The sequence below is a fragment of the Shewanella sp. FeAMO genome, assembly GCF_053653955.1.
In genome coordinates this window covers 54,819-79,751 of sequence record NZ_CM132201.1, presented here as the reverse complement: position 1 = coordinate 79,751, position 24,933 = coordinate 54,819, and the positions used below count along the sequence as shown (strand labels likewise).

Below are 24,933 nucleotides of genomic sequence, written 5' to 3'. Positions count from 1 at the left end.
GAATGGATGCCGCCAATGCCAACATAATCAACAGCAATCCCTGGAATCTGCTTGGCTTAATCACGGGCATCGCCGTGATGGCGCTCATGCTGCTAGGCCAGGATCCCAATATCATTATTATTCTGCAGGGCGTCACCCTGGTTTGCATACTGCTTGGGCTATTGCACTCACTCAAGCACAAAGGCACCCTGGATAGCGCCATCAACCAACTGCAGCGGTTGCTGAAAGACGGCACGCAGCAGTTTGCCGAGCTTGATCTGCCGGGCTGGAAGCCACTGCTGGACGAGCTCAGTCGTTGGCGTCAGAGCCAGCAACAGCAGCAAGCCATTCTCAAGGCGCTGGATATCTGCCAGGCCAATGTGATGGTGGCCAATCCGGCCGGTGACATTCTCTACTTCAACCACTCGCTGCAACAAACCATGCAGGACGCCGAGGCCGACATTCAAGAGGTATTGCCTAAATTCCAGGCCGACAAGCTGCAGGGCGCGAATATGGATGTTTTCCACCGCAACCCTGAGCATCAAAGGAAATTGATCGCCGGCTTGGAGCAGGTTTACTCGACTCAGATCAAGGTAGGTCGTCGTACCTTCAGCCTGATAGCTTCGCCGGTATTCGACGAAAACAAGCAGCGTATTGCCACTGTGGTCGAATGGCAGGATCTCACCGAAGCCCTTAGCAAACAACAATTGGAGCAGCAAAGCGCTACAGAAAACACCCGCATCAAGCAGGCTCTCAATGTCTGCCAGGCCAATGTGATGGTCGCCGATACCGACTACAACATCATCTACCTGAACGACTCACTGAATGAAATGCTGGCCGGCAATGAGCAAAAGCTTCAACAGGAGTTGCAGGCCTTCAACATGAGCAAGCTGATTGGCAGCAATATCGATATCTTCCATCGCCATCCTGAGCATCAGCGACAATTGCTGGACCAGCTCACCGACAGCTATAACACCCACATCAAGGTGGCCGGGCTGACATTCAACCTGATTGCCACCCCGGTATTTGAACAGGGCAAGCGTACCGGCACAGTTGTGGAGTGGCAGGATATCACCGCCAGCCTAGCCAGAGAGCAGCAGGAAAAACAGCTGGCGGCCGAAAATGCCCGCATTCGTCAGGCATTGGATAATGTCAGTTCAAATACCATGGTGGCGGATAACGACGGCAATATCATCTACCTCAACCAAGCTGTGCAGCAGATGTTTCAGGCAGCCGAGAAATATATTCTCCGCGACCTGCCCAAGTTCAATGCCAGCAAACTGCTGGGACAAAATATCGATGGTTTCCACAAGGTCCCCAGCCACCAGCGCAATATTCTCGCCGGATTGACCGAGACCTACGACAGCCAGCTGCAAGTTGGCGGCCGTACCTTCAGAATCATTGCCAACCCGATACTGGACCCGGAACAGGGACGAATTGGCACTGTGGTTGAGTGGGCCGACCGTACCAATGAAGTGGCCATAGAGCAGGAGATTGACGCCATTATCACGGCGGCCAACGACGGCGACCTGAGCCGCCGCCTGGATATTCACAACAAGGAAGGCTTCTTCCTTAACCTCTCCAACGGCCTCAACCGCTTGGTAGGCATAGCCGACAATGTCATCTCCAAAATCGCCGATATCTTCGATGGCCTGGCCAAGGGGCAACTGGATCGAAAACTTGACGGCGAATATCAGGGTCAGTTTGCCAAGCTGCAGCAAGATGCCAATGCCACCATCAGTAAGTTGACCGAAGTGATTGGGGGCATCAATGACTCGGCCAATACCGTCACCTCAGGAGCCGAAGAGATAGCTCAGGGCAACGCCGATCTTAGCCAGCGTACCGAAGAGCAGGCCGCCTCCCTGGAGCAAACCGCCTCCAGCATGGAAGAGATGACAGCCACTGTGAAGCAAAGCGCCGAAAATGCCACTCTGGCCAACAACTTAGCTCAGGAGGCCAGCGAGAAGGCAGGCGAAGGTGGCAAGGTAGTCAAACAGGCAGTCAGCGCCATGGAGGAGATCAACACCTCGAGCAAACGCATTGCCGACATCATCAGCGTGATAGATGAAATCGCCTTTCAGACCAACCTGCTGGCGCTGAATGCTGCGGTCGAGGCTGCCAGAGCCGGAGAACAGGGCCGTGGTTTTGCCGTAGTGGCCGGAGAGGTACGTAACCTGGCACAGCGCAGCGCCGGTGCCGCCAAAGAGATCAAGGAGCTGATCCGCGACAGCGTCAACAAGGTCACAGATGGCACCCAGTTGGTCAATCAATCCGGTGAAACCCTGCAGGAGATAGTGCAAGCCGTGTCCAAGGTAGCCGGCATGATCAACCAGATCAGCATAGCCGCAGAGCAGCAGTCGGTTGGGATCCAGGAGGTCAATAAGGCTGTATCGCAGATGGATGAAATGACTCAGCAAAACGCCGCCTTGGTGGAACAGGTCTCGGCAGCAGGCGATGCCATGGCCGAACAGGCCAGAAGCATGAAGCGTCAATTGGGCTTCTTCAATACCGCCAATCTGGAAAAGGGCGCCGGCAAGCCCCTGACCCTGATCGCCGGGGATAAGTCCCCCAAGATCCGTGTCAGTTCAGAAGAGTGGAGCGAGTTCTAGGAGATACTGATTGAGCTTCGATGAAGAGAAGGCATTCCCGATGACAGCCGCGGATTTCGGCATTATCCGCGAGCTGGCCTACCAACACACAGGGATAGTGTTACCCGAGCGCAAGCGCCATATGGTGTATTCCAGGCTCAGCCGCCGGCTGCGATTGTTGCGGCTGGCCAACTTCGGGGAATACTGCCTCAAGCTGCAAAGCGACCCTCTGGAACTGGCGCCATTTATCAACGCGTTGACCACCAATCTGACCTCCTTTTTCCGTGAGCGGCACCACTTCAACTTTCTGGAAACCGAACTGGTGCCCTATTGGCAGCAGCGCAAGCAACGCAGGCTGAGAGTTTGGTCGGCAGCCTGCTCCAGCGGTGAAGAGCCCTACAGCATAGCCATGACCTTGGCAGAGCACTTTCCCGCCGCCTCGGGTTGGGATCTGAAAATATTGGCAACCGATCTCGATACCAATGTGTTGGCCAGAGCCGAAGCCGGAGTTTATTCCCTGGCCGGAATGGAGGCCATCCCTGAACGGTGGCACCACTATCTGCAAGGGGCAGCGGAAGAGTTCAGTATTAGCAACCAGATCAAAAAGTTACTCTTCTTCAAGCAGCTCAACTTACTGGAGCCCTGGCCGATGCAAGGCCCATTCGATGCCATCTTCTGCCGTAATGTGCTGATCTATTTCGACCAGAGCACCAAGCAGAAGATAGTGGCCGGTTTCAGAAAACTCCTGGCCGATGATGGTGTGTTGTTTATCGGTCACTCAGAAAGCCTGACCAATATCTCCCGTGAGTTTGAAACCGTCGCTCAAACCACTTATCGCCTGCGGCATCAGGATTCGACTCTGCCGCGGCTGCCCCATGTCTCAGGAAGCAAGGAGCCATACTGATCATGGTAAAAGTTCTGATTGTTGACGACTCGGCACTGGTACGCCAGTTGCTGAGTCATATGCTCAGCCAGGCCCAAGACATAGATGTCGTCGGCTGCGCCGAGGACCCCTACGAAGCCAGAGAGATGATTAAAGCGCTGCAGCCAGATGTACTGACCCTGGATGTGGAAATGCCCAAGATGGATGGCCTGGCCTTTCTGCGCAACTTGATGCGCCTAAGACCCATGCCTGTAGTGATGGTATCGTCTTTGACCGAGCGCGGCGCCGACGTAACCCTGGAGGCCTTGTCCCTCGGGGCGGTCGACTTTATCGCCAAGCCTAAACAGGACTTGACCAACAGGCTACTGGACTATCAGCAAGAGCTGATCGATAAGGTGCATCTGGCTGCCGCCAGCCATGTCACCCCTCAACAAAGCAGCACTGCGCCACTGAACGGCGATGCCAAACTCAAAAACCGCATCATAGCCATAGGCGCTTCCACCGGCGGTACTGAGGCCATTCAACGGGTAGTCGCACCGCTGCCGGCCAATACCCCCCCCATAGTCATAGCCCAGCATATTCCCGCGGCCTTCAGCGCTTCATTTGCCCGCCGCCTCAACCAACACGCAAGAATGGAAGTGATAGAGGCTCAGGGCGGGGAAAGATTGAGTCAGGGCGTTGCCTATCTGGCACCGGGCCATGCCCACTTGGTACTCGAGCGCCGTGGGGCCCATATCTACACCAGGCTGCTGGACACGGAAACCGTCAACCGCCATAAGCCCTCGGTGGATGTGCTGTTCAACAGCATTGCCGAGATTGCCGCTAAGTCGGCGATAGGGGTGATACTCACGGGCATGGGTAAAGACGGTGCGGCAGGCCTGCTGAAAATGCATCAGGCGGGAGCCCACACCATAGCCCAGGATGAGGCCAGTTCTGTGGTTTGGGGTATGCCTGGCTCGGCAGTGGCACTCAATGCCTGCAACGAGCAGTTGCCACTGGCGAATATCCCGGCCAGGCTGTTGAAATTACTGACTACTCCTTGATCCAGCTGCCGTCATCCTTTGGCCTAACCCATGCCTGGGAAAACCAATAATAGCTGCCGTGACGTTTGCTGGGGGCGGTACAGTTGTATCTGGATCGCCCCGGAGGCAAGTCCAGTTCAGCCTGAATACGGAAACGATTCGCCGACAACCATTGAGGTTTCTTGGCGCCCTGCCCCTGTACATAACACATGAGCTGCGACTGATTGATATCGCTCATGTCCAGAGTCACCTCAAGTTCGGGCCGCCACTGACCCATAGGTAACTCAGGGTTACTGGGGGAGATGGCCTGCACCGGCATATTCAGGCTATGCAGTTTCACCTTGAGAGCATTCATATCGGCATAGGCGCCAGCCACGGGGAAACGCGGCAAAGAGGTCAAAGCAGAGTGAGGGCCTGCCGCACCGGACTGCTGCCCCAAGCCAACAAACCCAAGACGCTGCAACAAGGCCTCCAACTGGCTGTTATATTCGCCGTAGGGATAGGCGAGTATCTTCAGGTTGTCGCCGGTTTCTTTGGCAATTCGGGCCTCGGTCTCAAGCAGGTTGGCTTCGATTCGCGCCAGCCACTGCTCCTCGGTTTCGGTGGCATTGCGGCGGATCAGATGCTCATGCCCCCAACTGTGGTTGGCAATCTCGGCGCCTTCTGCCACCAGTGTTCTGAGCTGCTCCCAGCTCATCATCTCACGGTAACCCTTTTCTATCGGCTCTATCGCCACAAACAGTGTGTAGGGAAAGCCAAACTCTTTCAGTATTGGGTGAGCGGCCTCGGCAATGCTGAGGTAACCGTCATCGAAGGTGATGGCAACCGTTCTCGGTGCCAGCGTTTTGGACTGACGAATCGCCTCTATTACTTGGGTCAGCGGCACCACATTGAAATCATGATCCGCCAGATACTGCATCTGCTCCCGAAACTGGGCCGGAGTCACACTGGTACTGGCCGGCGAGCTGTCAGAAACATGGTGATACTGTAGAATGACTGCCGCCAGGACGGGTGAACTTATTAGCCCAAGACAACTGCAGAGCAAAAAGCACAGCTTTTTCAACATCATTAACCTCTGAGAAATTATGACCACCAGCATTGGCCTGTTCGACAGGCAAAAAAACCGCCAGCTGTTTGCTCTGGCGCTTCCAATGATACTGTCCAACATAACTGTGCCGCTACTGGGTCTGGTGGATACGGCTGTCATAGGGCACTTGAGTGACGCCTATTATCTCGGGGGCGTCGCCGTTGGTTCGACCATTATAACACTGCTGTTCTGGTTGCTAGGGTTTCTGCGTATGGCCACCACGGGCATGGTTGCCCAAGCCTATGGCGCCGATGACAAGCCTCGGCAACTGCAGCTGTTGATGCAGGCCGGCGCGCTGGCACTTTTCCTCGGCTTGATGGCTCTGTTGTTGCAAGGGCCGATACTCAGCCTGGCTGCCAGTTTATCCGATGCCAGTGAGCAGGTCAGTCACTACGCCGCGAGCTACTTTTCCATTCGTATCTGGTCGGCCCCGTTTGCATTGCTGAACCTGGCTCTACTTGGCTGGTTGCTGGGCCGTCAGCAACCCAAGGCCGCCATGTGGCAGTTGATCATCGCCAACTGTGCCAATATAGCTCTGGATCTGCTGTTTGTTATAGGTTTGGGTTGGGGCGTAGAAGGCGCGGCCCTGGCATCCGTCATCGCCGATATGACCGCTTGCGCAGTAGCCTGCACCATGGTGTTGCGCCAGTTAAAACTGTTCAATGTGCCGCCTATTGCTGAGCTGCTCGGGCAGTTACATCCCCGCGACTTTGGTCGCCTCTTGAGCCTGAACCTGGATATCTTTATCCGCAGCTTGTGTTTGCAGGCCACCTTCGCCTTTATGACCTTCAAGGGTGCCGGGCTCGGCGATGAAACTGTCGCGGCCAATGCCGTGTTATTGAATATGTTGCTGCTGATCTCCTACGCCCTGGATGGCATCGCCTACTATGCCGAGGCCGAAGTGGGCCGCACCACGGGTCAAAAACACCTGGATGCGCTCAAACAGGCGGTTTCCCTGGCCTTTAGTTGGTCGGCCATCATAGCGCTGGGGTTCAGCGGCTGTTTCTGGATTTTCGGTGAGCAGCTCATCGGCATGCTGACCAATATTCCCGAGGTGCGTCAGGTCGCATTGATCTACCTGCCATGGCTTATCGCCCTGCCGCTGCTGGCATTTGCTTCCTATCTATTTGACGGTGTCTATATTGGTGCCACCAAGGGTAAAGTGATGCGTAACAGCATGATTTTCGCCAGTTTGGCAGTATTTTTCCCGGTCTGGTTCATGTTGCAACCCTTGGGTAACCATGCTCTATGGGCCGCCATGAGCGCCTTTATGCTGGCGCGTAGCCTGAGCCTGGGGCTGCACTTCCTCTGGCGTCGGCGGCAATTTATTCCTGCCTGATGGCAATAAAAAAGGACAGTGTTGAACTGTCCTTTTCTTTGGAACCTGTACCAGTATTACTGGTAAGAATGGTCGCCATGCTGGTGATCTGTTACATCACGAACACCGGTCAATTCGCCGGGGAAACGCTCCAGCAACTGAGTCTCGATGCCGTCTTTCAGGGTCACATCGACCATGGAGCAACCGTTACAACCACCGCCGAACTGCAGTACCGCCACGCCGTCATCTGTGATCTCCACCAGCATGATGTGACCGCCGTGGCTAGCCAGCTGGGGGTTGATCTCGGCCTGGATCATATACTCCAAGCGTTCGGTCAGCGGAGCATCGTCAGACACTTTACGCATCTTGGCATTGGGCGCTTTCAGGGTCAGTTGTGAACCTAACTGATCGGCCACCAGATCAATGCTGGCTTCTTCCAGGAAGGGAGCGCTCTTTTCATCGACCATGGCCTTAAAGCCATTAAATTCCAGCTCGATATCGTCGGCTTCAACCGCATCCGGTGGGCAATATGAAACGCCACATTCAGCCTGAGGAGTCCCAGGGCTGATAACAAAGACCCGAATATGAGTGCCTTCCGGCTGACCATCCAGGAGTTTAACAAAGTGCGCCTGAGCTGCTTCGGAAATGGTAATCATGACAACCTGCTCCGTCAGGGTAAACCTGAGTAAATTAGTAAGAATTAGAGCTATCATACTCCGACTGTCATGCGCTTTGTAGTCCCGAAAGCGATAGAGCTGAGTTTTTTGTTGTCGGGATCTCGATTTTATCTTCCACAATTCCAGGCAGGATCTTGATCTTTAGTTGGCACCATACTTACCGCCTTTAACCGCTCAGGAGCTAAGGTTCAATCCGGGCGCTTCGGCTCTGGCCAAACACCAAACCTGAACATCCGGCGACCAGGGAGCCAAAGCCTTGGCGGCTTCCCGGATAGTGGTGCCTGTCGTCACCACGTCATCCACCAACACCAATCGTTGCCACTTTGGTGCCCCGCTCACGGCAAACGCCTTGGCCAGATTACGCCTGCGGGCCTTACCACTGAGGCCGGCCTGTGGCGCAGTATCCGCTATCCGCAACAACAAAGAATCCTCCAGCGGCAGCCCCAACTCTTGGCTCAGCATAGATGCAATCACCCAGGCCTGATTAAAGCCCCGCTGTTGCAGCCTCGCCGGATGCAAAGGAACAGGCACCAAGGCCTGTGGCCAACAGATAAGTCCGGCTGCCGTCAATGCCTTTACCCTGCAAGACAAGGCCTTAACCAGTGCGGGTAGAGGGGCGAAATCCTGCTGGTATTTGACTCGGCCGACAAGCGGCCCCAATGCCGAGTGATAGCTGGCCGGGGCCACCACAGGGATAGGACTGTGTTTCATACAGGAACCACAAAAGCGTGCAATGACGGTCAACTCCCGGCCACAGCCGAGGCAAATAGGTTGTCGGTAGCAGGTGGCCGCAAGACAGCAGGCACACAAACCCTGACTGGCTGACGGGATCTGCTGGTGACACAGTAGGCAACGGTTGGGTAAACTGGCGGCCAATAGGGCCCGGCATCCTGCCGATAGAGGGCTCCACATAACAAGTCTTCCATGAGGTGTTTCAGTGAGTCTGCATATCGAAAGCCAGGGACAGGGACGAGATCTGATCTTGCTCCACGGTTGGGGCGTCAACAGTGCCGTTTTTCATCCCCTGCTGCCTGGCTTGTCTCAGTATAGAGTCCACAGTGTCGACCTGCCGGGATTTGGTTTTAGCCAGGCCATTGACGGGGAACTTGACGACTGGGTGGAGGCTCTGGTGGCAGCTCTGCCAGAGCAGGCAGTATGGTTGGGTTGGTCGCTTGGTGGCCTGGTTGCCACCCGAGTAGCTCAGCGCTTTCCAGAACGAGTTGCTGGGCTTATCACTGTCGCCTCCTCTCCTTGCTTTATGGCCAGGAGCGATAACCAATGGCCTGGAATAGCACCTAATGTGCTGACTCAGTTTGCCGAGCAACTGCAACAGGATCTGCAGCGAACCATAGAAAGGTTTCTGGCAATCCAAGCCATGGGCAGTGATAGCGCCCGCGACGATATTCGCACCATTCGCGAGCTGGTTCTGGCGCGGCCGCTACCCAATGAACAGGCTCTTGCGCAGGGTTTGGAGATGTTGGCCAAAGTGGATCTGCGCCCCGGACTGGAACGGCTCTCCCTTCCCTGGCTCAGGGTTTGGGGCAGGCTGGATGGGCTGGTGCCCAGAAGAGTCGCTAACCTATTGCCGGGTAACGCATCAACCACAGATTTACTGCTGGCCAAGGCATCACACGCCCCCTTTATTTCCCATCCTCAGGAGTTTATTCAGGGGCTAAATAGCTGGCTAACAGAGAAAGACTTTAATTCCTTGCCCTGATTGACTATTATTTGGACAGCAATGTAAGGAATGACCCTATGCAGCTCGTCTCACACTATCCACAGGTACCGATCGCGACCAGTAATCCCGCGACCGATGCCGCTCGGGTAGAGAGTCAGCAAAGACCGCCGGTCATTCCGCCGCAGCAACCCAGTAAAGGCCATGAAGAAAGGGCCTTCAACCCGCAGCACGAACGCACTGCAGACTCGGCGCAGCAACAGGCCAGACTGGCCGACAGAGTCCAGGAGCGCCAACAGCAATCCGGTCAACAACAGCAGCAACAGGAACAACAGCAGCGCCAAGGCAGTAAGCCACTGCAGCTGAATCTGGTCAGCAAGCCGGCCCTGGATCGCCGCGATATCCGTAACCGTCAGCTAGAAGCCGCGGCATTTCCCAAGCCCGCCATCGAATCAAGTACCGAACGCCATCCCATGCCGAATGAAGCGCCGCAGTTTTATCGTGAGCTGGGGCAGAGAATCGACACCTTCTACCATCAGCGTACTGAGCCCCTGCCCGATGCCGGCATTTCAGCATTGGTTTGATCCGTCTTTGGCGGCAACTTATATAAACCTTCCTGATACGCCATGCTACCCCAAAGCGCTAGCCCAAGAGCCTTGCGAGCCATAGGTTCTGCGAGCGGTGCTGTATGCAGTTGTTCCTTAACTGGATCATAATCAAAGGTCGCAGGCGCCTTCTCCGGCTGTAATATGGTGACCTTATTGCCCTGCATATAGGCAAAGTTCTTGTCGTACTGCATCAAGGCCCTGCCCGGCCAGCTATCGGGCACCTTTGACAGGTCCCGCCCCAACATGGGGTAAGTGGCATCTATGCCGGCTAAAGACAACAGAGTTGGCGGCAGATCTATCTGACTCACTACCCGCAAGTCCCGTTTGGCCGTTATTCCATCACCCAGCAACAAGCCCGGGATCCTGAATCTGGGCACAGGCACCAAGGAGGCCCCGGAAACCCGGCTGTCATGATCGGCCACCACCAGGAACAGGGTATCACGCCAATAGTCAGCCTCTTTGGCCAGGCGGAAAAATTCACCTATGGCGTAATCGGCATATTTGGCAGCATTGTTGCGGGTCTGTTTCGGTTGTTCATACAGCTCGATACGGCCATCAGGGAATTCAAAGGGATCATGATTGCTGGAGCTGAACACCAGGCTAAAGAAAGGCTTGCCCTCGGCATGGAGCCGCTTGAACTCTGAATCGGCCTTGCGCATTAAATCTTCATCCGAAGCGCCCCAGGAGCCGACAAAGGCAGGTTTACGATAATCTTTCTGGTCGACGATAGTGCTGAAACCATTACCGAGGAAGAAGCTGCGCATATTGTCAAAGTGGCTTTCACCACCGTAGATAAAAGAGGTGGAATACCCTTTAGCCTGCAGTAATTCCGCCAGGCTGAAGAAGCCGCTCTGGCTCTTGCCGAGTTTCACCACAGAGCGCGCCGGCGTGGGGGTAAAGCCTGTGGTCACCGCCTCTATACCGCGGACCGAACGTGTACCCGTGGCATACAGGCTCTCGAAATACCAGCCCTCATCGGCCAGGGCATCCAGATTGGGTGTCAGTGGTAAGCCTCCCAGGCTGCCAACGAAACGAGCTCCCAGGCTCTCCTGCAATATGATGACTATATTCTTGGGTTTACCGCGATAGCTGGCCTGATTTTGGCTCAGGCTGGGATATTTGTCTGATATGAAGTCAGCAGGCGCACGGCCACTCTCCTGGCGGATTATCTGATAGATCTCCTTTCTGTCCATATCGCCATAGATCCGCGATGCGTCGGCCTCGTTATTCATTTGGCTGATGGCAAAGGCCAGAGAGTAACCGGAATTGACCACCAACGAGTTGACGAGCGGATCATCGGCGAAGGCCACCATGGCTGGGTTCAACGGCCTGTGACCGAGACTGGATCTGGCCCCCGCCAGTGACAAGACAATGATTAGCACACCGAGTACCGGGCGCCAATACCACTTGGGGAAACGACAATTGCGACCGAGGTAACCTGAGAGTTTCCAGCCGCCCCAGAGGATGACTCCGGACAAGACCACAGAGAGGATCAGCTCCAGTTTGCGGCCGCTCCAGAGCATGGAGAGCACTTCTTTGGGGTAGATAAGATATTCGACGTAAAGACGGTTAGGCCTGACACCGTACTCTTCAATAAAGGAGGGTGTGGACAGCTCCAAAAACAGCAAATACCAAAGCCCGAGAGTCAGCCATAGACGTTGTATCCAAGACCAGCAACGCCCAAGCCAATGATCGCCGCCAAACAAGGCAGTACCCAGTGCCACAACGCCCCAGAGCCAACAAAGCATGGCCACATCGACCCGCAGCCCCTGCAACAACATATGGCTCCAACCACCAACGGCGGTTACCCGTTCATATTGCCAAAGCCCCAGCCCAATTCGGCTCAACATCAGGCATAACAGAGCCAATAAACTGAAAGTCAGCACACCGCGAAACGGCCCCGTAAACTTAAGATGGGAAAACTTCATGCCCTAAAATCCTTGCCACTCTTGTATCTCGGTGGTTGATATAAAAATTGAGGTTTAACCGCACGCCAACTCTTTGCCCGAGCCGATTTGCCGCGTCATTATGACAGAAAGGCTACGATAAAGTTTCATTAACATTTGTTTGTAATTGCCGATAACGCCAGAGGGTGAAACAGTTCGCAAAAGACCGGGAAAAGCGGCAGAGCTCAAGATTCGTAGAAAAGAGCAGCATTGGCTCGAGTGTTGGTTGCAGAAAATGGAGTGTAAAAAAATCCCCCGATAATTATCGAGGGATTCATCTACTGTCGGACCGTTAATAGATATTCAACAACTTGTCGATCAGTTTTTCTTCAGCTTGGCAAAGGCATCGGCAAAGGCATTGCCCATGGCAGCATTCACTGGCTGCGGCTTGGCGGCCGGACGTTGTTTGCCCTGACCAGGCTTATTGCCCTTGGTCTGCGGCTTGCCGGTTCTTTGTTGTGGCTTACCGGGCTCAATCTTTTCGTCCAGGCGCATCGACAACCCAATACGCTTACGCTCAACATCCACCTCCATGACCTTCACCTTGACCACATCACCGGCCTTGACCACGGTATGAGGATCGCTGACAAACTTGTCGGTCAGAGAAGAGATATGCACCAGGCCATCCTGATGCACGCCGATATCGACAAAGGCGCCAAAGTTGGTGACATTGGTCACCACACCTTCGAGGATCATCTCAGGCTTGAGGTCCTTGAGCGCCTCAACTCCATCTTTGAATTTGGCTGTCTTGAACTCACCCCTTGGATCCCGACCCGGCTTATCCAACTCCTTGAGGATATCTGTCACTGTCGGCAGGCCGAATTCATCCGTGGTGAACTCGGCCGGATTGATACTGCTCAACAGTTCACTGTTACCTATCAGCTCGGCAACCGGTTGGCCCTTGAGCTTGGCAATATTTTCCACCAGTGAATAGGCCTCGGGGTGAACGGCTGATGCATCCAGTGGGTTGCTGCCTTCACGGATCCGCAGGAAGCCGGCGGCCTGTTCGAAGGCCTTGGGTCCCAGGCGTGGTACTTTGAGCAGCTCTTTACGGTCGTTGAAGCGGCCATGCTCATCGCGGTATTCCACCAGATTTTTGGCCAAGGTGCGGTTAAGACCGGCCACCTGACTCAGCAGTGGCATGGAAGCCATATTCACATCGACACCGACGCCGTTTACACAGTCTTCAACGACGGCCTCCAAAGAAGCCGACAGCTGGCTCTGGCTGACATCGTGTTGATATTGGCCCACACCGATAGACTTAGGTTCAACCTTAACCAGTTCCGCCAGCGGATCCTGCAAACGTCTGGCGATGGATACGGCGCCGCGCAGTGAAACATCGAGATCAGGAAACTCATTGGCCGCCAGCTCAGAGGCCGAATAAACAGAGGCTCCGGCTTCACTGACCATCACCTTGGTGATACCGGGATTGCTGTCTTTGACCATGGCAATCACTTCAGCTGCCAGCTTGTCGGTTTCACGGGAAGCCGTGCCGTTACCTATGGCGATCAGCTCCACCTTGTGCATATTGACCAGATTGGCCAGGGTGCGTATCGACTTGTCCCACTGGTTTTGCGGCGCATGAGGGAAGATAGTGGTATGGCCCACCAGCTTGCCTGTGTCGTTGACCACAGCCACCTTAACCCCGGTACGCAGCCCGGGATCCAGTCCCATGGTGGCCTTGGCTCCGGCAGGAGGTGCCATCAGCAAGTCGCCCAGGTTACGGGCAAAAACTTTAATCGCCTCGGTTTCCGCCGCTTCACGCATTCTGGCGATAAACTCGGTTTCCATCTGCAGGGCGATTTTGATCCGCCAAGTGGCTGTGATAACCGTCTTCAGCCAGTTATCCAAAGCGCTGTCACTCAGCTTGAGACGCAAGTGCTCGGCGATGAGCACCTCACAATAGCTACCGGCTTTGGCTTCTGCCTCAGGGTCGGCATTCATAGATAGACTCAACACGCCTTCATTACGGCCGCGCAGCATAGCCAACGCCCGGTGAGAAGGCACTGAGCTGAGTTTTTCAGTGTGCTCAAAATAGTCGCGGAACTTGGCGCCTTCCTTCTCCTTTCCTGCAATCAAGCGGCTTTCAATGACAGCCGACTGTTGCAGATGGCTACGCACCTTGGCCAGCAATTCGGCATCTTCGGCGATCCGTTCCATCAGGATATAACGGGCACCATCCAACACCGCCTTGGCGTCGGCAAAACCGGCTTCCGGATTAAGATAGGCCTCGGCAGCCTGTTCAGGATCCATGGAGGCGCTGCCGACAGCAGCATAGAGGGCATCGGCCAAGGGCTCGATACCGGCTTCAATGGCAATTTGGCCCTTGGTACGGCGCTTGGGTTTATAGGGCAGATACAGATCTTCGAGCCGGGTCTTGCTGTCGGCTTCGTTGATGGCGTGCTTCAGCTCGGCTGTCAGTTTTCCCTGGGCTTCAATCGAGGAGAGGATCACCTGACGCCGATCGTTGAGCTCCCGCAGATAACCGAGACGAGTGTGCAGGTTACGCAGCTGGGTATCATCCAGCCCCCCCGTCACCTCTTTACGGTAACGGGCCACAAAAGGCACTGTAGCGCCTTCATCCAGCAAGCTGATAGTTGCAGCAACCTGCTGCTCACGAACGTTCAGCTCCTGGGCAATAATCTGAGCAATATTATGCATAGTAAGGATCTGTTGGATTGACAAAATTCAGTTGCGCCAACCATACCACAGGCTGCCTGAAAGTTTCATAGCCGGAGAGTGAGATTCCAGCCATTAGTCGGCTAATCGCATTCCCGATTAAGCGTTTGACTCGCTCAGGTTTAGCACCTTGACACTCTTTACAAAAATTCATCACAGCTATGGACAGGGAAAACCTGCCTACTTATACTTCACAATCGTTATATAAATGACAATTATTTGTATTTACAAAGTTGGCAGGGAGCGCCGGAAACCGCAAACCAATAAGCCGTCTTCCAAGGTGGCAAACATAGGAATAATGATGAAATTCACTCGCTCCCTCGTCGCTCTGTCAGTACTTTCCGGACTGGCAGCCCAGGCGGCCTACGCCAAAGATCCCCAAATGGAAACCATGGTCATCACTTCCAGTCGGATGGAGAAACCACTCAGTGCCATCCCCAACACAGTGACAGTCATAGACCAGGAACAGCTCAAACAACAGTTGGCCACTACCCGGGACTTATCGACCATTTTGGGAAACCTGGCCCCCAGTTTCTCCCCCAGCCGCCAGAAAATGACCAATACCGGTGAAACCCTGCGCGGCCGAGCTCCCCTCATCATGATAGATGGCGTGCCTCAGTCAAACCCTCTGCGCAGTGGTGGTCGCTCGGGTCAAACCATAGATCCCATGATGATAGAACGAATTGAAATCATCCATGGCGCCAATGCCATGCACGGCCTTGGCGCTCAGGGGGGCATAATCAACTACATCACCAAGAAACCCAGCGGCGACAACGAAAGCCGGGTAAGTTTTGATCTGTCCTCCCCCACCGGCTTCGAGTCCGATAGCCTGAGTTTTGGTGCCAACTATGCCTTCTCCGGCCAAAGCGGCAACCTGGATATGCTGGGTTCAGTGGGATACCACAGCAATGGTGTTTACTATGATGCCAACGACGATGTCATAGGTGTCGACACCACCCAGGGCGAGTCGATGGACAGCCAGAGCAAGGACTTCTTCCTCAAGTTGGGCTATGAGTTCAGCGAGTCGCGACTGGAGCTGATGGTCAACCACTACGATATGGACAACAATGGTGATTGGATGCCGGTCAAAGGCAATGTCGCCACAGATACTCCAACATCGGCGGTGAAACAGAAACAACCCTGGCAGGCAGCCAACAACAAGGTCACCACCAGCAGCCTCACCTACAAGCATCGCAACATCGCCGGGCAGCAGTTGGAGCTGCAACTGTTCAACCAGAACTTCAAGGGTGTCTATGGCGGTGGCTGTTTCGGCAGCTTCTATGATCCGGCCTTCGAAGGTGCAGCGAATCTGACAACCTGTGATACCGGCGCCAATGGCGAGCAGTACTTCTATGACCAGTCACGCAACAAGTCCAACAAGTGGGGCCTCAAGGCGTCGATGATCGCCAATAATCTGGCCGACAGCGGCGTGGATCTGGCCTATGGTGTAGACCTTTTCAGCGATACCACAGAGCAGGATCTGGTGCAGACCGGACGCTCCTGGGTACCCGAGACCCGTTACGACAATATCGCCCCCTATGCCCAGTTGAGCTTCTCACCTGTGGGTGCACTGACCCTTTCCGGCGGCGTTCGTTATGAATATGCCAAACTCAAGGTCGATGACTTCCAAACTCTGTGGGCCTCTGGCCACAAACAGGTTGCCGGTGGCGAACCGGATTTCAATGAAACCCTGTTCAATATAGGTGCCAGCTATAACTTCACCTCAGCGCTGCGCCTCTATACCAGTTACAGCCAAGGTTTTGGTATGGCCGACATAGGGCGAATTCTGCGTGACGGCAACAGCTTCCCGGACCAGAACCCCAGCGTGGAAGGTTCCTTGACGCTGGAGCCCGTGGTCACAGATAACTATGAACTGGGCTTGGACTATCAAGGCGAGTTGTTGGCAGCCAAGCTGGCACTGTATCGCTCCGAGGCCAAACTGGGTGCCCGCTTGGCCCTGAATGAAGACGGCTTCTACAATGTGAAACGGGAAAAGAGCGTGATCCAGGGGCTGGAAGCCAATGTCACGGCTTACCTGGGTAATGACGACGATCTGGGGCTGAACCTGGCGCTGCAGCAAGGTGAGTATGACTCCAATAAAGATGGCAGCACAGACACAGATCTCGACGGCGCCAACATAGCACCCAATCGTCTCAACCTTTTCTGGGAACACAGGTTCAATGCCGATATGAGTGGGCGCATTCAGGCCAACTACTATATGGACCGTAGCTTCAAGAAGGCCAATGGTGAAGAGTACGCCGAGTTTGACGGCTATGTCACAGTTGATGCCTCCTTCTCTATGCCGCTTTACCAAGGCACTTTGACATTGGGGCTACAGAATCTGCTGAATAAGGACTACTACAGTTACTACTCACAGACTATGGCTAACGACAATCGTTACTTCAAGGGCATGGGCCGTACTGTCAGCATAGGCTTCAGCTTGCCTTTCTAATCCAGCCTGTTAATGACAAATTGAGGGTCGCCAATCGGCGGCCCTTTTTATTACACGAGGCATAATTTCAAGCGACTTTATCCGCGAGCCCTGTCAGCGGCGGCATCAGCTCGATAGGGCAACAGAGCCTAAGGAAGGTGCTATCAGTCCTCGTGGCATTCTCTTGTGTAGAGAGTGGCTGACACAGTAATTGGCAGCTGGCACTTTTACAAGCTGCAATGTTTTTTGAAATCAGGGCATAAAAAAACCGCTGCAAGCAGCGGTTTTTCCAGCTCAAAGAAGATTAGCCCTTGGGATAAGGATGCGCTACACCCTTGTGGCAATCCACACAGGTCTTTCTGCTTTCAGGATCTTTCTTGAAGTTCATGCTGTGCATTCTAACAGCCATTTTCTTCATGGTTTCAGGCTGGTTTTCATAGATGCGAGTATGACAATGCTGACAGTTGGCTGAGTCATTGTCACGGAAGTAGTGCAGTGCTTTGTCAGCCTGCTCTTTACGGTTGGCATCCAACCATTCCTGAGTATTGAAGCCATCGATAGTCAGGAAACCGTAAAGATCCTTGGAAACGATGATCTTTTTCACCAGATAGTCAACCGGGCCGTGAGGCAGGTGACAGTCTTGACACTGAACAGTTACACCGGCACGGCCGCCGCCGTGGGCAGAAGCCAGCACTTCATCTTTCAGTGAGTGGTTGCTGTGGCAGGTCATACAGAACGCATCTGTACTGGTTGCATGCAGCGTCTGCTGGGTCGCGAAGTAACCCACAACACCTATCACTATGCCGACAACCAGCAGCGACAGGATGGAATACTTTGCGCTGGGTTTAAAGATTGCACGCCAGTTCATCACTCTTCTCCAAAATAAAATTCTTATATCTATATTGAGCTATTCGTTGTTCTGAAATTTGATTATAAACCAGTTTTCTTTCATTAATCTGACCTGAAAAGTGCAAAATGAGACTTAGCTCTAACTCTCAAGGCCTATTGACGACTGGATTTTAAGTCGGCGCCATATATGCACTTTTCCTAAACCTAATGCATGGCACAGGCTTAATCAAGCATAGTCAATCGAATAATTAACATACAGCCAATTCTCGAAACAATAAATGTGATCCAAGCGACACCTAGGAGGTAATGCACAATTTATTTTGGACAAGAGGAAACTATTTAACCAATATGTCTGTCTATTGAGGCAAGCACCTATCGCGTGCTTTGCCAGACCAAAAGGATAATGATGAGAAGCTTGCTGCTGATACTGACACTGATAATGACGCTGGGACAGGCCATGATGCCTGCTGCTGCGTCTATAGCCGTGTCTGAGCATCAGCCGATGGCGACCATGAGCCCATCTGCATCCGATACCATGACCATGGATATGGATTGCTGCCAAGGCCAGCAACATTGCCCCGACTGCGATCTGGGTATGGATTGCGGCACCATGGGCAACTGTGCCAGCCACTGCACACCAGGTGTAAGCCTGCTTACTACCAGCCACCCTTTGGTGATGACTGGAAGCCAGCAGATTACCCTGCCAAGCTGGAGCCTGCAAACCGCCATACTCTCACAGCAAACACCCCCTCCCAACTCAGTACAGATGTAACTCTGGCCATCAGGCCGTACAGCTTTAATTAATGTTTTTACATCTGAATATTTTTGGGAGTTCCCACTATGTCTGCATACAAAATTTCTGCATCTCGTTTTAGCGCCGCCCTGTTAGTGCTTAGCGGCCTGTTTATGGCTCCTGGCAGTTTCGCTGCTGAATTAAACTTGCCGGATAATCTGGCGATCAAGGCTATCGATGGCCAGGCAGTATCCAACTTTGACAGCCACAAACTGGCTGCCGGTGAACATGTCGTTGAGATCCAGTACCGGGATATTTTTGCCGTCAATGCCGATGACTCGGGCGCTTGGGTCAAATCCGGCCCTCTTTACCTGACACTGACAGTGGCTGGACAACAAAGCCTACAACTGCAGTTACCGACTCTGGATACCGAGGCCGAAGCCAACGCCTTTATTCGCAGCCCACAGTTGCAAGTAGTGGATGAAGCCGGCCAGGCTGTTCCTGCCGAGGTAATGACCCATGGGGGCCTGATGGCCGACTGGTTGGCACAGCTGCGCCGCTGAGTTTTCAGAGTGGAGTGAGGCAGAAGGTCAGCCTGCAAACCAATGATTGCCCGAGAATAGCTGAAGATATTTTCGCACTTCTTCAGATGTGAATCACATCAAGGCAAGCATTTTAAAGCATGGTAGACTAATGGGGTTCATTCTCTCTGGAGTTCAAGCTCAAGATGCTATCGGTTCGCCGCCACATCCTGGTTCTGTTTACCATGCTCGCATTGCTCGGGCAGGGTATGCTAACCAATGGACACTGGATGGTACCCACAGCTGAAGCGCATTCCGGGGAAATGCACTCCACGGCGCACCCAATGGCTGCCACCATGGATTGTCACCCTCAACAGACACAGAGCAGTCACTGCTGCGATGACCCGCAAGTTGATACAGTGCTTCCCGACACTGTGAGTCATTGCTGTGAAAGCAAAGGATTCTGCAAGAGTGACTGTAACCATTGTCTGGTGATATCCGTAGCGGGTACCCTCATCGCCGTCGGTTCCTGGCCGGTGATGTCTCTGCCCGAAGCCGCCGTGGCCACGCCTATGCCTCATTTCCACTCTGTTTCTGTCGGCCAGACTATCAAACCACCCATAGTTTGATGCCCACGGCACACTTGTGCCCAAAATCTGCCAATAAATACAATTTTTTATGGGATAAGCCCTAGGAATGCCAGCCGGCGCCTGGTCAAAGCCGTATCCCAAACGGAGTGAATCAATGAAAACCTTTATCAGTGTCCTGATTATTGCGTTACTGTCTGTCACCCTGGCCCGTGCCAGCTTCGCAAACGAACGTGAACATCATCACGGCCAGCAACAAGCCGCCGTAACGGCCGAATATGCTTGCCCCATGCACCCTGAAGTGACGGGTAACAAAGGGGATTCCTGCCCCAAGTGCGGTATGTTCCTGGAAAAACAGCAACAAGCCGGCTACCACTGTCCCATGCATCCTGAAGTGACAGGCAAGAAAGGTGACTCCTGCCCCAAATGTGGTATGAATCTTGAGCCTGTAGCAGGCCAGAAACACCACCACCACCACTAATCAAGCTGTAGCTGGAGATGAGGCATATGAGCGATTCAAACCGTAAACGCCAACGACTGGCCTGCGCGCTTAGTCTGGTGTTGGCTGTCGGCCCGCAATGGAGTATGCAGGCAATGGCCCAGGGCAATCAGCCCCAAGGGCAGGAACAACACAAAGATCATCAACATGGGACGGCAACTCAGGAGTATTACTGCCCCATGCATCCGGAAGTCACCAGCCATGAGCCGGGACGTTGCCCCAAGTGCAACATGTTTTTGGTCAAAGATGAGGCTACTGAAGCCTTGGTAGAACCAACACAGGCCCTGCAAAAAACCTATGTTTGCCCCATGCATCCGGAAGTGACCAGTCACGAACCGGGACGCTGCCCCAAATGCAACATGTTCCTGGTCGAAGAGGAAGAAGAGGAGCCCGGTTCCCATGCCGGTCACGCCGAAGCTACAGAAGCCCAGGCTACAAAAACCAAAGCTGATGACCATAGCCAGCACGCCATGCAGCAGACAAAGCCCGCGTTGGAGATTAAACCTGCACCTCTGGATCAGGGCAAGAACATCAAATATGTCTGCCCCATGCATTCTCATATCATCAGCGATGTGCCAGGCACCTGCCCCATCTGCGGCATGAATCTGGAAAAAGTCGAGATGGGCAGTCACTCGAAAACCGTTGAAATAGATGTCTCAGGCCAGATGCAACAAGCCTTGGCCCTCAAGGTGGCCAAGGTAGAAAGGGACACGTTGTGGAAGTTCGTCAAAACAGTCGGCCAGATAGACTATGACGAGAGCCAGATCAGTCATATCCATGCCAGGGTCAATGGCTGGATTGAAAAGCTTAAAGTAGAGTCTGTCGGTGACAGGGTCGAGAAAGGCCAGCTGCTGTACGAGATCTATTCACCGGATCTGGTCAATGCCCAGGACGACTATCTGTTGGCCCAAGATACCCTGAAACGCTCAGGCAACAGTGCCAACTACCAAGAGCTATTGCGTAAGGCCGGGCTACGTCTTGAACTGCTGGGCATGAACCAAGAGCAGATCAAACAGCTGGCCAAGACTGGCAAGACCCAATACCGGGTTCCTTTCTACGCCCGCGAAAGCGGCATAGTCAAACAGCTCGCGGTGCGTGACGGCATGTATATACAACCTCAGACCGAGGTCATGTCACTGGTCGACCTCTCCAAGGTCTGGGTCATCGCCGACGTGTTTGAAAACGAGCAAAGCTGGCTGGAAGTGGGTCAGGCCGCCGAGGTCAATATCCCCGCCATGGGACTCAAGGGCATAGAAGGCAAGATTGACTATATCTATCCCGAGCTGGATCCCATCACCCGTAGCCTGAGGGTCAGAGTGGTACTCAACAATGATCAAGCGATGGAGCTAAGGCCCAAGACCTTGGCCAAGGTTTCCCTCTATGGTGGCCCCAAACGCGATACTTTGGTGATCCCCCAGGAAGCTTTGATCCAAACAGGCAAGGAGAACCGGGTCATAGTCAAACAGGATGATGCCAGTTTCAGCGCCAGAAAGGTCACTGTCGGCATGCTGAGTCAGGGTAAGGCAGAGATCCTCGAAGGCCTGCATGAAGGCGAAAACGTGGTGATTTCCGGACAATTCCTGCTGGATTCAGAGGCCAGTCTCAAGGGCAGCCTGATGCGCCTGAGCTCAGGCCACCAGCACTAGGAGGCAACATGCTGAAAAAAATCATTGAAGCCTCCATCAAACAAAGGGTGATGGTGCTGATTGTCACCCTGATGGTGACGGTTTGGGGGATTCAGGCGCTGCGTACCACGCCGCTCGACGCCCTGCCGGATCTGTCCGATGTGCAGGTCATCATCAAAACCGCCTATCCGGGACAGGCGCCCAAGCTGGTAGAGGAACAGGTGACCTATCCCCTGTCCACCGCCATGCTGGCCGTGCCCGGGGCCAAGACGGTGCGCGGCTATTCCATGTTCGGTGACTCCTATGTCTATGTGATCTTTGAAGATGGCACCGACATCTATTGGGCCCGCTCCCGGGTATTGGAATACCTGAGCCAGATAAGCAGTCGTTTACCCGAAGGGGTGCAACCCTCACTGGGGCCCGATGCCTCCGGGGTCGGTTGGATCTATGAATATGCCCTGGTAGACCGCAGCGGTAATCTGGACCTTTCGCAACTCAAGAGTTTGCAGGACTGGTATTTGAAGCTGGAATTGCAGAGTGTTGCCGGGGTATCGGAAGTCGCCACAGTCGGAGGCATGGAACAGACCTATCAGATAGTGCTGGAGCCGGACAAGCTGGCGATTTACAAGCTGGACATCGCCTCAGTCAAGCAGGCTATTACCAAGGCCAACAACGAGGCCGGCGGCTCTGTGGTGGAGATGGCCGAAGCCGAGTATATGGTACGCGCCAAGGGCTATCGTCAAACACTGGCGGACTTTCGTGAAATCCCGCTGGGGATCACCAGCCCCTCAGGCACACCACTGCTGCTGAAAGACGTTGCCACCGTACGCAAGGGCCCGGCATCCCGCCGCGGCATAGCCGAGCTCGATGGTGAGGGCGAAGTCGTCGGTGGCATCATAGTCATGCGCTATGGGGAAAACGCCCTGGCGACTATCGAGGCGGTGAAAACCAAGCTGGAAGAACTCAAGGCGGGTCTTCCCGAAGGCGTGGAGATAGTTCCCACCTACGACAGATCGCAACTGATTGAAAATTCGGTCGACAACTTGCTGCACAAGGTGCTGGAAGAGATGGTGGTTGTGAGCATTGTTTGCTTGCTGTTTCTGCTGCACGCCCGCTCGACCCTGGTGGCCGTCATCACCCTGCCACTGTCGATACTGATCGCCTTTATTGTGATGAACAAGATGGGGGTTAACGCCAATATCATGAGTCTTGGCGGTATCGCCATCGCCATCGGGGCCGTGGTGGATGGCGCCATTGTGATGATCGAGAATATGCACAAGCACCTCGAGCATTTCAAACAGGACCACCAGCGCCAACCCGACGCCAAAGAGCATTGGAAAATTGTCGCCGAAGCCTCCATTGAGGTGGGCCCGGCACTCTTCTTCTCCTTGCTGATCATTACCCTGAGCTTTGTGCCTGTATTTGCCCTCGAAGCCCAGGAAGGCAGGCTGTTCAGCCCTCTGGCCTATACCAAAACCTTTGCCATGGCCGCCGCGGCTGTGTTGTCGATCACCTTGGTGCCTATCCTGATGGGCTTCTTTATCCGCGGCAAGATACCCTCGGAAAGCAGCAACCCACTGAGCCGGGTGTTGATAGCCATCTACAAGCCTATGCTCAATGCCGTGCTGCGCTTCCCCAAGCTGACCCTGCTGGCGGCTCTGGTGGCGCTGGCCAGTGCCTGGTATCCGGTGAGTCATATGGGCAGCGAGTTTATGCCCGAGCTTGAGGAAGGGGATCTCCTGTACATGCCAACAGCCTTGCCTGGCATCAGTGCCAGCAAGGCCGCCGAAGTGCTGCAGCAAACCGACCGGCTGATCAAAACCGTTCCGGAAGTGGCGCGGGTGTTTGGCAAGGTTGGCCGCGCCGAAACCGCCACGGATCCTGCGCCATTGACCATGCTGGAAACCACCATAATGCTCAAACCCAAAGAGCAGTGGCGCGAAGGCATGGATCTCGACGGCATTATTGCCCAGCTGCAAAGTACGGTAAAAGTGCCCGGTCTCACCAACGCATGGGTACAGCCGATCAAGACCCGAATCGACATGCTGTCTACCGGTATCAAGACGCCTGTGGGGATTAAGATCACCGGCGCCGATGTCAATCAACTGCAGGAGATAGGGGCCCAGATAGAAGCGATTCTATCGGCTCAGCCTCATACCAAGTCGGCCTATGCCGAGCGGGTGGGTGGCGGCCGCTACATAGACATCACGCCGAAACTCGAGGTGACCTCCAGATATGGCATGACCCTGAGCGATATTCAGGACGTAGTACGTTACGCCATAGGCGGCATGAATATCGGTGAGTCGGTTCAAGGTGCCGAGCGCTATCCCATCAACCTGCGCTATCCAAGAGAGTTGCGTGACAATATCGAAAAGCTCAGAGAGCTGCCGGTGATCACCAAGAGTGGCCACTATCTGCCGCTGCGCAATCTGGCCGACATCGAAATCACTGATGGCGCGCCTATGCTCAAGAGCGAGAATGGTCGTTTGATCTCCTGGGTATTTGTCGATATCGGCGGCACGTCCATCGGTGAGTATATCGAAGCGGTCAAGCCGGTATTGGAGCAGGAACTGGATCTGCCGGCCAGGTACAGCTACAGCTTTGCCGGTCAATATGAATATATGCAGCGGGTCGATGCCAAACTGCAGCAAGTGATCCCCATGGCACTGGCGGTGATCTTCATTCTGCTGATGATGACCTTTGGCTCATCCATGCAGGCCAGCATCATAATGCTGTCGCTGCCGTTCGCCTTGGTGGGCAGTACCTGGTTGTTGTATCTGCTGGACTACAACATGTCGGTCGCTGTCGCGGTGGGCATGATAGCCCTCGCCGGGGTCGCCGCCGAGTTTGGTGTGGTCATGCTGGTGTATCTCAACAATGCCATCAAGCATAAGCAGGACAGAGGTGAATACCACAGAGTGGAAGACCTCAAGGACGCCCTGATTGAAGGTGCAGTAATGCGGATCCGCCCCAAGGCGATGACAGTGGCGACCATCTTCTTCGGTCTGCTCCCTATTATGTGGGGCGCAGGTTCGGGCAACGACGTGATGCAGAAGATTGCCGCGCCCATGGTCGGTGGCATGGTTACCGCCCCCGTGCTGTCGCTCTTTGTGCTGCCGGCGCTCTATCTGCTTATCTACCGTCGTCACTTGAGCAAGACTAAGGCTGAATAAGCAAACAGATGCTCGCAAAACGGCTGCCAATGCAGCCGTTTTTTATTGGATTG

At 54.2% G+C, this 24,933-nt stretch carries 19 protein-coding genes; 13 read left to right on the top strand and 6 right to left on the bottom strand.

Annotated features, from left to right (window positions below; translation table 11 throughout):
- Positions 1–2 precede the first annotated feature (2 nt).
- The 3 genes from ACWAU4_RS00350 to ACWAU4_RS00340 are packed head-to-tail and all read left to right on the top strand — an operon-like array spanning position 3 to position 4,493.
- Complete coding sequence (locus tag ACWAU4_RS00350) at positions 3–2,588, top strand: methyl-accepting chemotaxis protein (protein WP_412496979.1); 2,586 nt, start codon at positions 3–5, stop codon at positions 2,586–2,588.
- A 10-nt stretch (positions 2,589–2,598) separates the two neighbouring features.
- A complete protein-coding gene (locus ACWAU4_RS00345) occupies positions 2,599–3,471 on the top strand; it encodes a CheR family methyltransferase (protein WP_335901561.1) in 873 nt (290 codons plus the stop codon).
- A gap of 2 nt (positions 3,472–3,473) precedes the next feature.
- On the top strand, positions 3,474–4,493 hold the full coding sequence (locus ACWAU4_RS00340) for a protein-glutamate methylesterase/protein-glutamine glutaminase (protein ID WP_243890766.1): 1,020 nt from the start codon (positions 3,474–3,476) through the stop codon (positions 4,491–4,493).
- Here the strand turns inward: ACWAU4_RS00340 and ACWAU4_RS00335 are convergent.
- The gene (locus ACWAU4_RS00335) at positions 4,483–5,538 is read right to left on the bottom strand and encodes a polysaccharide deacetylase family protein (RefSeq protein WP_025010830.1); all 1,056 of its coding nucleotides are present in this window, start codon (positions 5,536–5,538) and stop codon (positions 4,483–4,485) included. The two genes, ACWAU4_RS00340 and ACWAU4_RS00335, sit on opposite strands and share 11 nt — an antisense overlap.
- A gap of 19 nt (positions 5,539–5,557) precedes the next feature.
- Between ACWAU4_RS00335 and ACWAU4_RS00330 the strand changes: the two genes are divergently transcribed.
- Positions 5,558–6,898, top strand: a complete 1,341-nt coding sequence (locus ACWAU4_RS00330; RefSeq protein WP_144224322.1) for an MATE family efflux transporter — start codon at positions 5,558–5,560, stop codon at positions 6,896–6,898.
- A gap of 56 nt (positions 6,899–6,954) precedes the next feature.
- Here the strand turns inward: ACWAU4_RS00330 and nfuA are convergent, their stop codons facing one another.
- On the bottom strand, positions 6,955–7,533 hold the full coding sequence (nfuA, locus tag ACWAU4_RS00325; protein ID WP_028780834.1) for a Fe-S biogenesis protein NfuA: 579 nt from the start codon (positions 7,531–7,533) through the stop codon (positions 6,955–6,957).
- Positions 7,534–7,728: 195 nt separating this feature from the next.
- A complete protein-coding gene (locus ACWAU4_RS00320; protein WP_243756812.1) occupies positions 7,729–8,265 on the bottom strand; it encodes a ComF family protein in 537 nt (178 codons plus the stop codon).
- Between the two features lie 226 nt (positions 8,266–8,491).
- On the opposite strand from ACWAU4_RS00320, the gene bioH reads away from it, so the two are divergent.
- A complete protein-coding gene (gene bioH / locus ACWAU4_RS00315; RefSeq protein WP_208125344.1) occupies positions 8,492–9,271 on the top strand; it encodes a pimeloyl-ACP methyl ester esterase BioH in 780 nt (259 codons plus the stop codon).
- Between the two features lie 38 nt (positions 9,272–9,309).
- Positions 9,310–9,813 carry a hypothetical protein gene (locus ACWAU4_RS00310; RefSeq protein WP_044733444.1) on the top strand — a complete coding sequence of 168 codons (504 nt, stop codon included), beginning with the start codon at positions 9,310–9,312 and terminating at the stop codon, positions 9,811–9,813.
- Here the strand turns inward: ACWAU4_RS00310 and ACWAU4_RS00305 are convergent.
- Positions 9,765–11,765, bottom strand: coding sequence for an LTA synthase family protein (locus ACWAU4_RS00305; protein WP_062793569.1), 2,001 nt, complete (start codon positions 11,763–11,765; stop codon positions 9,765–9,767). The genes ACWAU4_RS00310 and ACWAU4_RS00305 overlap by 49 nt on opposite strands.
- Positions 11,766–12,101: 336 nt before the next feature.
- Positions 12,102–14,444 carry a Tex family protein gene (locus tag ACWAU4_RS00300; RefSeq protein WP_208125343.1) on the bottom strand — a complete coding sequence of 781 codons (2,343 nt, stop codon included), beginning with the start codon at positions 14,442–14,444 and terminating at the stop codon, positions 12,102–12,104.
- Positions 14,445–14,763: 319 nt separating this feature from the next.
- Between ACWAU4_RS00300 and ACWAU4_RS00295 the strand changes: the two genes are divergently transcribed.
- Complete coding sequence (locus tag ACWAU4_RS00295; RefSeq protein WP_208126062.1) at positions 14,764–16,914, top strand: TonB-dependent receptor; 2,151 nt, start codon at positions 14,764–14,766, stop codon at positions 16,912–16,914.
- A 283-nt stretch (positions 16,915–17,197) separates the two neighbouring features.
- Here the strand turns inward: ACWAU4_RS00295 and ACWAU4_RS00290 are convergent, their stop codons facing one another.
- Complete coding sequence (locus tag ACWAU4_RS00290) at positions 17,198–17,761, bottom strand: NapC/NirT family cytochrome c (RefSeq protein ID WP_025010834.1); 564 nt, start codon at positions 17,759–17,761, stop codon at positions 17,198–17,200.
- A gap of 384 nt (positions 17,762–18,145) precedes the next feature.
- Here ACWAU4_RS00290 and ACWAU4_RS00285 point away from each other — a divergent pair, with 384 nt between their 5' ends.
- The 6 genes from ACWAU4_RS00285 to ACWAU4_RS00260 all read left to right on the top strand — a co-directional run bounded on the left by ACWAU4_RS00285 (position 18,146) and on the right by ACWAU4_RS00260 (position 24,880).
- Positions 18,146–18,514 (top strand): hypothetical protein, encoded by a 369-nt coding sequence (locus ACWAU4_RS00285; RefSeq protein ID WP_146144481.1) that lies wholly within the window; start codon positions 18,146–18,148, stop codon positions 18,512–18,514.
- 68 nt (positions 18,515–18,582) lie between these two features.
- Positions 18,583–19,038: a DUF2057 family protein gene (locus ACWAU4_RS00280; protein WP_208125342.1), complete on the top strand. Its 456-nt coding sequence runs from the start codon at positions 18,583–18,585 to the stop codon at positions 19,036–19,038.
- 248 nt (positions 19,039–19,286) lie between these two features.
- Positions 19,287–19,625 (top strand): hypothetical protein, encoded by a 339-nt coding sequence (locus ACWAU4_RS00275; RefSeq protein WP_243756811.1) that lies wholly within the window; start codon positions 19,287–19,289, stop codon positions 19,623–19,625.
- 115 nt (positions 19,626–19,740) lie between these two features.
- Complete coding sequence (locus ACWAU4_RS00270) at positions 19,741–20,064, top strand: heavy metal-binding domain-containing protein (RefSeq protein ID WP_208125341.1); 324 nt, start codon at positions 19,741–19,743, stop codon at positions 20,062–20,064.
- Between the two features lie 26 nt (positions 20,065–20,090).
- Positions 20,091–21,728, top strand: a complete 1,638-nt coding sequence (locus tag ACWAU4_RS00265) for an efflux RND transporter periplasmic adaptor subunit (protein WP_208125340.1) — start codon at positions 20,091–20,093, stop codon at positions 21,726–21,728.
- A gap of 8 nt (positions 21,729–21,736) precedes the next feature.
- Positions 21,737–24,880: an efflux RND transporter permease subunit gene (locus ACWAU4_RS00260; RefSeq protein WP_208193832.1), complete on the top strand. Its 3,144-nt coding sequence runs from the start codon at positions 21,737–21,739 to the stop codon at positions 24,878–24,880.
- The last annotated feature ends 53 nt before the right edge of the window (positions 24,881–24,933 follow it).

Bases quoted from the DNA above. Each gene is read 5' to 3' on its own strand.
- ACWAU4_RS00350 (WP_412496979.1), top strand. From the start codon at position 3: ATGGATGCCGCCAATGCCAACATAATCAACAGCAATCCCTGGAATCTG.
- ACWAU4_RS00340 (WP_243890766.1), top strand. From the start codon at position 3,474: ATGGTAAAAGTTCTGATTGTTGACGACTCGGCACTGGTACGCCAGTTG.
- ACWAU4_RS00335 (WP_025010830.1), bottom strand. From the start codon at position 5,538: ATGTTGAAAAAGCTGTGCTTTTTGCTCTGCAGTTGTCTTGGGCTAATA.
- ACWAU4_RS00330 (WP_144224322.1), top strand. From the start codon at position 5,558: ATGACCACCAGCATTGGCCTGTTCGACAGGCAAAAAAACCGCCAGCTG.
- nfuA (WP_028780834.1), bottom strand. From the start codon at position 7,533: ATGATTACCATTTCCGAAGCAGCTCAGGCGCACTTTGTTAAACTCCTG.
- ACWAU4_RS00320 (WP_243756812.1), bottom strand. From the start codon at position 8,265: ATGAAACACAGTCCTATCCCTGTGGTGGCCCCGGCCAGCTATCACTCG.
- ACWAU4_RS00310 (WP_044733444.1), top strand. From the start codon at position 9,310: ATGCAGCTCGTCTCACACTATCCACAGGTACCGATCGCGACCAGTAAT.
- ACWAU4_RS00305 (WP_062793569.1), bottom strand. From the start codon at position 11,765: ATGAAGTTTTCCCATCTTAAGTTTACGGGGCCGTTTCGCGGTGTGCTG.
- ACWAU4_RS00300 (WP_208125343.1), bottom strand. From the start codon at position 14,444: ATGCATAATATTGCTCAGATTATTGCCCAGGAGCTGAACGTTCGTGAG.
- ACWAU4_RS00295 (WP_208126062.1), top strand. From the start codon at position 14,764: ATGAAATTCACTCGCTCCCTCGTCGCTCTGTCAGTACTTTCCGGACTG.
- ACWAU4_RS00290 (WP_025010834.1), bottom strand. From the start codon at position 17,761: ATGAACTGGCGTGCAATCTTTAAACCCAGCGCAAAGTATTCCATCCTG.
- ACWAU4_RS00285 (WP_146144481.1), top strand. From the start codon at position 18,146: ATGATGAGAAGCTTGCTGCTGATACTGACACTGATAATGACGCTGGGA.
- ACWAU4_RS00280 (WP_208125342.1), top strand. From the start codon at position 18,583: ATGTCTGCATACAAAATTTCTGCATCTCGTTTTAGCGCCGCCCTGTTA.
- ACWAU4_RS00275 (WP_243756811.1), top strand. From the start codon at position 19,287: ATGGTACCCACAGCTGAAGCGCATTCCGGGGAAATGCACTCCACGGCG.
- ACWAU4_RS00270 (WP_208125341.1), top strand. From the start codon at position 19,741: ATGAAAACCTTTATCAGTGTCCTGATTATTGCGTTACTGTCTGTCACC.
- ACWAU4_RS00265 (WP_208125340.1), top strand. From the start codon at position 20,091: ATGAGCGATTCAAACCGTAAACGCCAACGACTGGCCTGCGCGCTTAGT.
- ACWAU4_RS00260 (WP_208193832.1), top strand. From the start codon at position 21,737: ATGCTGAAAAAAATCATTGAAGCCTCCATCAAACAAAGGGTGATGGTG.